The sequence below is a fragment of the Buttiauxella sp. A111 genome, from assembly GCF_014189855.1.
In the GTDB taxonomy this organism is placed as follows: Bacteria; Pseudomonadota; Gammaproteobacteria; order Enterobacterales; family Enterobacteriaceae; genus Buttiauxella; species Buttiauxella selenatireducens.
In genome coordinates this window covers 327,086-339,508 of sequence record NZ_BJFN01000006.1, presented here as the reverse complement: position 1 = coordinate 339,508, position 12,423 = coordinate 327,086, and the positions used below count along the sequence as shown (strand labels likewise).

The window sequence follows — 12,423 nt, the reverse complement described above, 5'->3', positions numbered from 1 at the left end:
GTTCTCATTCAGGAAATTTGAACATACCCAGCAGATTAACTGGCTAACAATGCAGCGTCCAGAGTTTTACCATGGGCCTAGTGTAAAAAGAGGTCAAGAAATTATGATTACGCCAAGAACTGCCAAACAATGCGGAAAAGCGGACTATGGATGGCTCCAGGCCCGCTATACATTTTCATTCGGTCACTATTTCGACCCGAAATTGCTGGGCTATGCTTCGTTGCGCGTACTCAACCAAGAAGTACTGGCGCCTGGTGCGTCATTCCAGCCGCGTACCTATCCAAAGGTCGATATTCTTAATTTGATTCTGGAAGGCGAAGCGGAATACCGCGACAGCGAAGGTAACCACGTTCAGGCTAAATCGGGTGAAGCCCTGCTGCTTTCCACCCAACCGGGGCTTAGCTATAGCGAGCATAATCTCAGTAAAGAAAATTCACTGACACGCATGCAGCTGTGGCTCGATGCGTGCCCGGAACGTGAAAATGCGCTGGTGCAAAAAATCACGTTGGCAAACCAACCGCAGCAATTGCTGGCCTCGCCTGATGGTAGCCAGGAGAGCCTGCAATTACGTCAGCAAGTGTGGATTCACCAGATTGAACTCGAGAAAGGCCAGCAGTTAAGTTTCCAGTTACATGGCCCACGTGCGTATTTGCAGTCAATTCATGGCACGGTTCATGCGGTTACTTCTACCGAAGAAAAAGAAGGGCTTACCTGTGGTGACGGCGCTTTTATTCGTGATGAGGCTAACATTACGCTGGTTGCAGATACACCATTGCGCGCATTGCTGATAGATTTACCGGTCTGACCAGTGCCAACGTTAGACCAACAGGAGTTATCAGTGAGCAAAAAACTGGCTACCCGGAAGAGTACAAAAAAAGCAACGCCATCGCCTGTGGCAGCGGTTGCCATTGTAACGGCAACCGCTAAATCAGAGCTCAGCTACGACGAAATGTTGAACGAGCTGGAAGCCATTGTTATCGACGCGGATGCACGGTTAGCGGAAGAAGAAGCCACTTTGTAGCATCCCGTTTTATCAGCCGACTTTACTCGCCATGATCGAAATAATCTGACGATCTGTGTGCTGCATTGACTGGCTTGCCAGTGCACACAGATTGCGGATCGACTGCTCCACATCATTCGCGACAATCCCTTCATTACCCGTGACGGAGCTATTGTCCAGCGCCATCAGAACCGATTTCCAGGCCGAAGCCGCGCTGGTCGAAACTTTCATTGCACAACTATTTGATGCGCCATCGCAAATCATCCCGCTGACATCACCAATCATGTTGCTTATCGCCATTGAGATACTCTGATAACTTCCATTAATTAACCAGGTTATCCCTGCCGCTGCACCCATCGCTGCCGTGGTTGCCGCGCACAATGCAGACAACGACGGTAGCTGATGGTGAATGTAGATGGCTGTGAGATGGGAAAGCATCAGTGCTCGTGCCAACTGCTCGCTATCGCAACCCAGGTGCTCAGCCACCACGACAACAGGCATCGTCGCCGTAATACCCTGATTACCCGAACCTGAATTGCTCATTGCAGGAAGGCATGCGCCCCCCATTCGCGCATCAGACGCTGCCGCAGTACGGATCATAATGTCAGTTAACAGATCCTTAGCCATTAGGCCTCGATCTTGCTGGCGCTGGAGTGTCGAACCAATATGCAAACCATATTGCGCCCGCAGTCCTTCGCGCGACAGTTCACCGTTGAGCAACGCCGCATCAAGGATAAAACCGATATCTTCAAAGGGAACGGCCTGAGCAAATTCAACAAGTTGCGCCAGGGTAAATCGCTCCATATGGCATGCTTGTGCATTCTCCGCAGGATGCGCTGCTTCTTTCGCATCGAACAACACCACTCCATCCTTTTCGATACGAGTCACCCTCGTGTGCGCACCAGAAATAACCACGCTGGCTGACGCTTCTTCGGTGTAAACAGTGACACTGGTATAGAGAATTTCTTCACAAGGTTCCTGAATCGTCACCTTCACTTTGCCACTTGCCAGCAGCAATTTTCCGGCGGCAATTGCCTCTACCGGCGCGCCTTTGAGAACTTCTAAACCGGCATGCGGATCGCCGCCCAACGCCCCCACCGCTGCGGCAATGGGCAAGCCCACCATTCCCGTTCCCGGCACGGTGACGCCCATACCATTTTTCATCAGATTCGGTGAAACTCTGGCCTCAATTCGTGTCACTCTCCCAGCCAAATGTGAGGCTGCCAGTGCGCTTGCCAACGCCAGTGAAACAGGTTCAGTACACCCTACCGCTGGCTTCACATTTTGTTTTACCGCGCGGATTAACTCAGCCCACGCGGGATTCATTTCTGAATTTGCCATTTTTTTAGCCTTAATTCCTGGAACTACAATTCAAAGACCTGCTTATCAGGAGAAAGCAAGGAATGGAGAAATACACAGCAGCAATCCGGTAATAATGATAATCACCAGCGAAGTTCCTTTGTATTTATGCAATGCGGGAACTTTATAAACCAGCCACGCCGGGATTAAACAACCGACCATACCGAATATTGGGCTGCAAATAGATGTAAAGCTTAAGACGGGTGCATTAAGGACAATTGCACTCCATGCCAACAAAATGGCGAACACCATAATTCCGCGCTGCACCCATTTCTGGTTTATTTTTTCTTCTGGCATTCTGCGACGTAAAATATTAATCACGATACCTTGAGTCGCTTCACGGAAACCAAGATATACACCAAAGAACGCCGTCATTACAGCAAAGATATTTAGCATTACGCTGACGACTGTGACCCACGCACCCGAGGCTCCATCAATGAACTGGGCAGCAATGGCGAGGGCAGATATATTCTGCTCATAGGCTTTTACCGCTTCGTCATGTCCCATCGCCAGTGTGAAGGACACGGCATAAAAGAACACCGTTACGAAAAGGATACCGAACGCGATATTCATGGCGCGCAGTGCTTTAAAACGCGCAACTTCCCGTGATTTTTCCTTCGAGCGATATGAAATAACCATCGGGCTCAGTGTTTGAATAAACAGAATAGAGGTCAAGGTAAATGGCAGAGTAATAATAGCGTTCTTAATCAACAACCCTGCTGGCGGAAGCGCCCCGGTGTTATACAGGTGCCACATACCGATCATTGATACCCCAAGTGCCGCGACCACCAACAGTTTTGCCAGCACCATGAAACTTGAGACTTTAAATAAAAGCTGTTCGCCTCGTGAAGAGATGGCGACCAGGATACAAATCAGTGCCAACCCATAGAATGGATTATCTGATAACAGCCCTTCGGTCACGCCAAAGGTATGCAAATAAGAGGCGCTGTCATTCGTGATGGCAGTGGAGTAAACAAACATCCAGATGACCAGCATAATAAAATACAGCGCACCTAATAATATGCCCCAGTTTTTACCCAAATAACCGCTAATCACACTTGGATAATCTTTACACTCAGGCGATTCGGCAAGGGTATTAATAAACAGGCGTTGGAACAGATACATTGCTGGATATCCAACGACAGAAGAGAGCAGGAACACCCACAATCCCATTAATCCAACCTGAACGGGTAAAAAAACTATTCCGGCACCAATCGCCATTCCGATACTCATAATTACCCAGCCGACATCGGTACTATCGAACTTAGTCGCTGCTTGCCATTCACTTTCTGTCATTCCAGCTCTACCGGATGCTGGAATATTAACCGCAGTAATGCTTCCCGTTTCCATAAAAGTGCTCGCTTATACGTGTAGGTTTTAATTGTGATGATTAAATACAGAGTGATTACCAGACATTCTCATTACTGAAATTATTGTTCTGGAGGTGTTATTAGTATTCGAAAAGGATAGCGCGAGCGGTGGAGAAAAAATTTGCTACTCTACGAAGCCATGTCAGGCAAAAGAGTAAATTTTTCTCCATTCAGAGAAATATCTGCACTTTTCACAAATCATTTCGATGATTTAGTAGAAAAGAGTTATTGGAAAGCAATATCTGAAAAGTTAATTCATTGTTTTTAATGACTTTACTGATAACCACTTTCTTTTAATGGGATTACCTGGTCGCAGATAATGTGAGCTGGAGCAACAACTTAGGTTAATGCGATGTGACAATTCGGCGCTCAGATCTTGATACACTTCACGTCATAGCAGCACATCAGCATTAACCACTGATTATTGTGTCATTAATGTTAAGGATTGGAGTTTTCATCTGACAAATTGCCATATCGTTACAGCAAATTATCAGGAAAGTCGGTTAACGCGCGTTTCTCCATTTTCAATCGACAATTGATACAACGTAAACGGTGTATGCCTCTCAATAAGCGTCGCCAGTTCTGGCGAATGGCTGGTTAACCAAATTTGCGTGTAGCGGCTCGCTTCGGCAATCAGACGTGCCAGTGCAGGCAACATTTGCGGATGCAGACTGTTTTCCGGTTCATTGAGGGCAATAAAACGTGGCGGCCTTGGGCTAAGTAGCGCGACAGTCAGGCACAGAAAACGTAACGTTCCGTCAGAAAACTCAGCCGACTCGAGTGGGCGATTAATCCCCTGGCGGTGCATCATCATCTGGAAACGTCCGTTACTGTTATCACAGAAGAACGTGCATTCCGGGAAAGCGTCATCCAGCACCGCAAACAATAATTCACTATCGCCAATTTCAACGATGGTCTGGAAAGCGGCGGCTAAATTCAAACCATCACCGGCCAGCACTGGCGAGCGATATCCCACCTGCGGTAAACGCAGCCCGGCCCCCTTCGAAATATCGAACTCATGGTAGAAACGCCAATTACACAGTGTTTCGCGTGCACGGGATACTTCAGGATAGAGGTGCGGTTCACCTAGCTGACCGAACAACGATTCGTTTTCGTAAAGCGTGGCGGCATGCGTCACCTTCTCCCCCGTCACATCGTTGAGAAAAACAGCCTGATTGCGCCGATGCATGATGGAAGACGAAGGGCGACGGCGAAAACCGCTCAGCCAGATTTGTTCTTCTTTAACGATGGGATCGAGGTCGAACATGGTTGGATACGGCAGTTTATCGGGGAAACCGACCTGTAATTCATACTCAAAATCGTCGGTATCTACTGCAAGCGTCATGCGGCGCGGTGCGCTGGCATACCCTTTGGCACGATCGCCCGCCCACATCACTTTCTGGATCCCGCCTTCATCCGATAGCCAATGGGATAGCTGCCCCATCGCCGCCCCATGGATCAAATGGATAGCTTTATAGATGTTGGATTTACCGCAACCGTTCGGCCCGACAACCACGTTCAACCTTTCGAGGTCGATGGAAAGTTTGCGCACTGAGCGGTAGTTGTCGATATACAGGGATTTGATCATGCAGGGGTAGTCCGATGATGGGAAGGGAGTTCTATTATGGCAATTGTTCGCCCTCACCCCAACCCTCTCCCCCAGGAGAGGGAGAAAACACGTGAGTTTCCCAGCTCGATCTATCCCCTCATCAACAGGGAGAAAAACACGCCTGCTTTCCAACTCGATCTATCCCCTCATCAACAGGGAGAAAAACACGCCAGCTTTCCAACTCGATCTCTCCCCTCATCAACAGGGAGAGGGTTGGGGTGAGGGCGAGCTTAAAATGCAAAACGCCCTGCTCAGTTCTCACTGTGCAGGGCGTCTATGAATGGTTGAAGCTGACCGATAAGCCGGGTTCTGTCGTGGACAGTCATTCATCTAGGCCAGCAATCGCTCACTGGCTCAAGCAGCCTACCCGGGTTCAGTACGGGCCGTACCTTGTGAACCCCTATTTGGCCTTGCTCCGGGTGGAGTTTACCGTGCCACGAACTGTTACCAGTCGCGCGGTGCGCTCTTACCGCACCCTTTCACCCTTACCTGATCCCACTTGCGTGGGCCATCGGCGGTTTGCTCTCTGTTGCACTGGTCGTGGGTTACCCCCCCAGGCGTTACCTGGCACCCTGCCCTATGGAGCCCGGACTTTCCTCCCCTCCGCCTGTCTCCTTCCGAAGAAGGACGACGACGAAGCGGCGACTGTCTGGTCAGCTTCGGCGCGAAGTATAGAGGGTTTATGTTCCTCTGTCACCTCCGCTAATGAGGGATGTTCATCCCCACCGCCAACGTTGCTGCAATATTGCGCGAGGCACGGTAGATATTATCAAACGCATTTTTCAACGCTTCTTCCAGCGTGCCAATACTATTAAGTACGCTAAACACCGCGTCGATGCCATATTGATGGACAATGGCCACATCGCTGGTCAGCGCTCCCGCAATACCGATAACCGGCTTGCGGTATTTTTTTGCCACTGCCGCTACGCCCACAGGGACTTTGCCGCGGATGCTCTGGCTGTCCATGCGCCCTTCGCCAGTAACCACCAGCGAGCAATCATGGATATGTTCTTCAAGATGCAAAGCTTCCGTCACAATCTCGACGCCGCTGCGCAATTCGGCACCAAGGAACGCCATTAGTGCCGCCCCCATACCGCCTGCCGCACCTGCGCCTTCTGCGTTTTTCACATCGATGTGCAAATCTTTTTTTATCACATTGGCGAAATGAGCAAGATTAGCGTCGAGCTCAACAATCATCGCTTCATCAGCCCCTTTTTGCGGCCCGAAAATGCGTGATGCGCCGTTGTCGCCAATCAATGGGTTAGTCACATCACAGGCAACATTAATCACGCAATCTGCCAGGCGGCTGTCCAGATTAGCCACATCTATGCTGTTCAGGCTCATTAAACTGCCACCGCCATGGCTGATTTCTTTGCCCATTGCGTCGCGCAGTTTTGCGCCCAACGCCTGCACCATACCCGCACCGCCGTCGTTGGTTGCACTACCGCCGATGCCAATAATAATGTTGCGCGCACCGTTATCCAGCGCACGTAATATCAGCTCACCTGTACCGCGCGACGTCGTAATCAGCGGATTACGATTTTCAATGGATACCAGCGCAAGGCCACTGGCTTCAGCCATCTCGATAAATGCAGTTTTACCATCGCCTGACATTCCCCAGCATGCCGTCACCGGCTCGCCCAACGGTCCTGTCACCGTGGTGGTGATTTTCTTACCCTGCGTGGCACTGATCATGGCATCGACCGTACCTTCCCCGCCATCGGCAACCGGGACCGATACATATTCCGCATCAGGAAATATTTCGCGGAAACCTTTTTCAATAGCCTGCGCCACATCAACCGCTGAGAGGCTTTCTTTATAAGAGTCGGGTGCGATTACGATTTTCATAATGAGTCCATGCCAAAAAGTGCCGAGAAAATCGGGCATCCTGGGATGCCCCTCTCTTTTATTTACTGACTTCTACTTTCGCCAGTTTTTCGTAGTAGCACGCAATTGCACTATGGTCATCGTTACCATGACCGTCCGCACGCAGCGCTTGCATCATTTCCATGACCGCAGCCGTCAGCGGCAGTTGCGCCCCCACACCGTGGGACGTATCCAGTGCATTCGCCAAATCTTTAATATGCAGATCGATTCGGAAACCCGGTTTGAAGTTACGGTCCAGCACCATCGGTGCTTTGGCTTCCAGAACGGTGCTGCCCGCAAGGCCGCCACGAATGGCCTGGAAGACCAATTCAGGATTTACGCCCGCTTTGGTTGCCAGCACCAGAGCTTCAGACATCGCCGCAATGTTCAGCGCCACAATCACCTGGTTTGCCAATTTAGTGACGTTGCCCGCACCGATATCACCGGTATGCACCACGGAACCGGCCATCGCTTTCAGCAGGTCGTAATACTTATCGAAAATGGCTTTATCACCGCCGACCATCACAGACAGCGTGCCTTCAATCGCTTTTGGCTCGCCACCGCTGACGGGTGCGTCCAGCATGTCGATGCCTTTTGCTTTCAGCGCTTCGCTGATTTCACGGCTTGCTAACGGCGCGATGGAGCTCATGTCGATAACCACAGTGCCAGGTTTGGCCCCTTCAATAATGCCGTTTTCGCCAAGCGCGACTTCTTTAACGTGCGGGGAGTTAGGCAGCATGGTGATAATCACATCACACTGCTCAGCAATATCTTTTGGAGTCGCCGCAGTTTCTGCACCTGCCGCAATCACTTCAGCAATCGCTTCAGCATTACGGTCAGCAACCACCAGGGAGTAACCGGCTTTGATGAGGTTTTTACTCATTGGTTTGCCCATGATGCCCAGGCCAATAAACCCAATTTTCAGTGTCATATCGTCAATCTCTCTCGTTATTTACAGGTGGAAGTTATTTTTTAAACTGGTCGCACAATTTTTGCGTGGCGGAACGGAACACGCCCAAATCACTGCCCACGGCAACAAACGTTGCGCCCATTTCCAGGTAACGGCGGGCGTCAGCTTCAACAGGAGCCAGGATGCCAGACGGTTTGCCGTGTGCTTTGGCACGGGCAAAAATGTGCTGAATCGCGTGCTGAACCTCTGGGTGATTTGCATTGCCGAGGTGGCCAAACGCCGCAGCCAGATCGCTTGGGCCGACAAAGATGCCATCCACGCCGTCGGTAGCGGCAATGGCATCCACATTGTCGACGCCCTGCTGGCTCTCAATTTGAACCAGGATGGTGATGTTCTTATTGGACTGGGCAAAGTAATCCGGCACGGTGCCAAACATGTTGGCGCGATGAGAAACCGATACCCCACGAATGCCTTCCGGCGGATAACGAGTCGACGCCACGGCTTGTACTGCTTCTTCAACATTTTCCACAAACGGGATCAGGAAGTTATAGAAGCCGATATCCAGCAGGCGCTTGATAATCACCGGCTCGTTCGTTGGAACGCGTACCACCGGCGCGCTGTGGCTGCCTTTCAGCGCCATCAGTTGCGGAATAAACGTGGTGATATCGTTTGGCGCATGTTCGCCATCCAGCACAATCCAGTCGAACCCGGCCAGACCCAGCACTTCAGTGCTGATGGGGTTGGCTAACGCCGACCAGCAACCGATTTGTGTCTGGTGTGCTGCCAGTGCCGCTTTGAATTTATTTGGGAAAACGTTGTTATTCATGAGTTTTACCTTAGTTTTTCAATTGCTTACTTCTGCAATTCCATACGTTTAATGTCACCCACAACGAACAGATAACAAACCATTGCCATCAGCGCCGAGCAGCCCACAAAAATCAGCGCCGCATTGAAGGAGTGAAGCTCAGACACCAGGTAGCCAATCACCAGTGGAGTCACGATAGAAGCCACGTTGCCGAACACGTTGAAAACCGCACCGCACAGGCCAACCATCTCTTTTGGTGCGGTATCAGCAATCACCGGCCAACCCAGAGCACCAAAACCTTTGCCGAAGAAGGCGAATGCCATCAGGACAATGACCAGAGCCGTGCTGTCGGTGTAGTTACAAAGAATAATGGTTGAAGCCAGCAGCATTCCGAGAACAATCGGTATCTTACGAGCAACGGTCAGCGAGTAACCGCGTTTGATTAACGAATCAGAGAATACGCCGCCCAACACGCCGCCGGCGAAGCCACACAGTGCCGGGATTGAAGCAACCATCCCTACCTTCAGAATCGACATCCCTTTGTCTTGCACCAGGTAAATCGGGAACCACGTCAGGAAGAACCAGGTAATGGTGTTGATGAAGTACTGGCCAAAAAACACGCCCAACATCATGCGGTTAGTGAGTAATTGTTTGATGTAGTGCAGTTTTGGGCCCTGAACGGCAACACCGGGTTTTTTGTGGTCCATATCGACCACCGCGCCACCTTTAGTGATGTAATCCAGCTCTTCTTTTGACATCCGCGGGTGGTCAGTCGGGTTATGGATGAACTTCACCCACAGGAAGGTCAGCACAAAGCCAATCCCGCCCATTACCGTAAACACATGCTCCCAGCCCCATGCAAAGGTCAGCCAACCAAGCAACGGTGAGAAAAGTGCCAGCGAGAAATATTGTGCAGAGTTAAAAATCGCAGACGCTGTACCACGTTCTTTCGTCGGGAACCAGGCGGCAACAATACGGGCGTTTGCCGGGAAAGAAGGCGCTTCAGAGAAGCCAAGCATAAAGCGCATGATGAACATGGAAATGCCCGCGTAAGCCAGCGGCACCATGTCGACAAAGCCCTGCATGAAAGTGAACAGCGACCAGAAGAACAAGCTGTATGTGTAGACTTTTTTCGAGCCGTAGCGGTCAAGTAACCAGCCGCCAGGGATTTGCATCAGTAGATAAGCCCAGCCAAATGCTGAGAAAATATAGCCCATTGAGATTGCACTGAGCTGCAATTCTTTTGCAACTTCAGTCCCTGCAATGGAGAGAGTGGCGCGATCCGCATAGTTAATCGTCGTCACAATAAAAATAATTAATAATATTAAGTATCGAGTGTTCTTACCCTTTTTTGACTCAACTGCTGTATCTAAAATCATTTCTACATCCTCTGTTGAGGGTACTTAAATTCAAGGATTTTTTATTTATTAAAAGCGGTATTTCACAAATATGTTTTTGGGATAACACCGCCAATTGAAATTAACCTGGTGTTTGTTATTCGCCATTCATCGCAACACAGTATAGCCAGCACAGAACGAATGGACATTGGGCTAATGCACAATTAACAACACTTAAAACATTAAATAATTAAACTTATGCACATGTTTGTGGGGCGTATTGCACAAATTCATCGATTACCCTTGTTCGTGAGTAAGGCCTCACAATATAAAGTGATCACCGTCACGTTTTTATTCCTCACAGCCTGACATTCTTTATTTAGCTTGTGATTAAATCACGATCATACCCAAAATAATTCGAGTTGCTTAAAGGCGGCAAGGCCGTGAATCCCCAGGAGCTTACTTGAGTAAGTGACTGGGGTGAGCGGGTGCAGCCAACGCATAAGCAACTTGAAGTATGAAGGGTATAGATAATGAATTTATTAAATTCAGTTAATGCCTGGAGAATAGTGACAATGTCAAATATAGAAATTAAACAACAACCACCAGGATCGTTTTATATAAAGGTTCATGACACGGATAATGTCGCTATTATTGTTAATGACAATGGTTTAAAAGCTGGAACCCGTTTTCCGGATGGACTCGAGCTGATTGAACATATTCCACAAGGGCATAAAGCCGCGCTGGTTGATATTCCGGCGCAGGGTGAAATTATTCGCTACGGTGAAGTCATTGGCTACGCGGTGCGTGATATTCCACGCGGCAGCTGGATTGACGAGTCTTTAGTGGAATTGCCAAAAGCGCCACCGCTCCACACTCTGCCATTGGCCACTAAAGTGCCGGAGCCGATGCCACCGCTTGAAGGCTACACGTTTGAAGGTTACCGCAACGCAGACGGCAGCGTCGGCACCAAGAACCTGCTTGGCATCACCACCAGCGTACATTGCGTTGCAGGCGTGGTGGATTATGTCATCAAAATTATTGAACGTGATTTGCTGCCGCGCTACCCGAACGTCGACGGCGTGGTTGGCCTGAACCACCTCTACGGTTGCGGCGTGGCCATCAACGCTCCTGCGGCGGTCATTCCTATTCGCACTATCCATAACATCTCTCTGAACCCAAACTTCGGCGGTGAGATTATGGTGATTGGCCTGGGTTGTGAGAAGTTACAGCCTGAACGCCTGCTGGAAGGCACCGATGACGTTCAATCCATTAACGTCGGCGACGCCAGTATTGTGCGCCTGCAAGACGAACACCACGTCGGCTTTAAATCAATGGTCGACGATATTCTGACCGTTGCAGAACGCCATTTGGTAAAACTGAACCAGCGCCAGCGTGAAACCTGCCCGGCATCTGAACTGGTTGTCGGTATGCAATGTGGCGGCAGCGATGCGTTCTCCGGCGTCACGGCAAACCCAGCGGTAGGTTACGCCTCTGACTTGCTGGTGCGCTGTGGCGCAACGGTAATGTTCTCTGAAGTCACCGAAGTGCGCGATGCCATCCACCTGTTAACGCCGCGTGCCATCAACGAAGAAGTGGGCAAACGCCTGCTCGAAGAGATGGCATGGTACGACAACTACCTTGATATGGGGAAAACTGACCGCAGCGCCAACCCATCCCCTGGCAACAAAAAAGGCGGGCTGGCGAACGTAGTGGAAAAAGCGCTCGGCTCCATTGCCAAATCAGGTCAAAGCGCGATTGTTGAAGTGCTTTCCCCAGGGCAGCGCCCAACCAAACGCGGCCTGATTTTCGCCGCCACGCCAGCCAGCGATTTCGTTTGCGGCACACAACAGGTGGCATCAGGGATTACAGTGCAAGTGTTCACGACCGGTCGCGGGACACCATATGGCTTGCTGGCCGTTCCAGTCATTAAAATGGCCACCCGTACCGCGTTGGCAAACCGTTGGTATGATTTAATGGATATCAACGCAGGCACCATCGCGACAGGCGAAGCGACGATTGAGGACGTGGGTTGGGAGTTGTTCAAATTTATTCTTGATGTCGCAAGTGGACGCAAGAAAACCTTCTCAGATCAGTGGGGTTTACACAATGCTCTGGCGGTGTTTAACCCGGCTCCTGTGACCTGATTACCCTTCATACTTCGAGT

10 protein-coding genes and 1 other RNA gene are annotated in these 12,423 nt (G+C 50.2%); 3 read left to right on the top strand and 8 right to left on the bottom strand.

What is annotated here, in order from left to right:
* Positions 1 to 103 precede the first annotated feature (103 nt).
* Together BSPA111_RS18715 and BSPA111_RS18710 are read left to right on the top strand one after the other, a co-directional pair.
* A complete protein-coding gene (locus BSPA111_RS18715; RefSeq protein WP_183272645.1) occupies positions 104 to 805 on the top strand; it encodes a pirin family protein in 702 nt (233 codons plus the stop codon).
* Positions 806 to 808: 3 nt separating this feature from the next.
* Positions 809 to 1,021: a hypothetical protein gene (locus BSPA111_RS18710; RefSeq protein ID WP_183272704.1), complete on the top strand. Its 213-nt coding sequence runs from the start codon at positions 809 to 811 to the stop codon at positions 1,019 to 1,021.
* Between the two features lie 12 nt (positions 1,022 to 1,033).
* Here the strand turns inward: BSPA111_RS18710 and BSPA111_RS18705 are convergent, their stop codons facing one another.
* The 8 genes from BSPA111_RS18705 to BSPA111_RS18670 form a co-directional block, all read right to left on the bottom strand.
* Positions 1,034 to 2,341, bottom strand: a complete 1,308-nt coding sequence (locus BSPA111_RS18705; protein ID WP_183272644.1) for a serine dehydratase subunit alpha family protein — start codon at positions 2,339 to 2,341, stop codon at positions 1,034 to 1,036.
* A 45-nt stretch (positions 2,342 to 2,386) separates the two neighbouring features.
* A complete protein-coding gene (locus tag BSPA111_RS18700; protein WP_183272643.1) occupies positions 2,387 to 3,709 on the bottom strand; it encodes an amino acid permease in 1,323 nt (440 codons plus the stop codon).
* 510 nt (positions 3,710 to 4,219) lie between these two features.
* A complete protein-coding gene (locus tag BSPA111_RS18695) occupies positions 4,220 to 5,317 on the bottom strand; it encodes an AAA family ATPase (protein ID WP_183272642.1) in 1,098 nt (365 codons plus the stop codon).
* A gap of 303 nt (positions 5,318 to 5,620) precedes the next feature.
* An RNA gene (rnpB, locus tag BSPA111_RS18690) (RNase P RNA component class A) lies at positions 5,621 to 5,999 on the bottom strand.
* A gap of 41 nt (positions 6,000 to 6,040) precedes the next feature.
* On the bottom strand, positions 6,041 to 7,186 hold the full coding sequence (gene garK / locus BSPA111_RS18685; RefSeq protein WP_183272641.1) for a glycerate 2-kinase: 1,146 nt from the start codon (positions 7,184 to 7,186) through the stop codon (positions 6,041 to 6,043).
* A 58-nt stretch (positions 7,187 to 7,244) separates the two neighbouring features.
* Complete coding sequence (garR, locus tag BSPA111_RS18680) at positions 7,245 to 8,135, bottom strand: 2-hydroxy-3-oxopropionate reductase (RefSeq protein ID WP_183272640.1); 891 nt, start codon at positions 8,133 to 8,135, stop codon at positions 7,245 to 7,247.
* Between the two features lie 34 nt (positions 8,136 to 8,169).
* Entirely contained in the window at positions 8,170 to 8,940 is a 771-nt protein-coding gene (gene garL, locus BSPA111_RS18675) for a 2-dehydro-3-deoxyglucarate aldolase (RefSeq protein WP_183272639.1), read from the bottom strand.
* A 26-nt stretch (positions 8,941 to 8,966) separates the two neighbouring features.
* Positions 8,967 to 10,298: an MFS transporter gene (locus tag BSPA111_RS18670; protein ID WP_183272638.1), complete on the bottom strand. Its 1,332-nt coding sequence runs from the start codon at positions 10,296 to 10,298 to the stop codon at positions 8,967 to 8,969.
* 533 nt (positions 10,299 to 10,831) lie between these two features.
* Here BSPA111_RS18670 and garD point away from each other — a divergent pair.
* Entirely contained in the window at positions 10,832 to 12,403 is a 1,572-nt protein-coding gene (gene garD / locus BSPA111_RS18665) for a galactarate dehydratase (RefSeq protein ID WP_183272637.1), read from the top strand.
* Positions 12,404 to 12,423 lie beyond the last annotated feature (20 nt).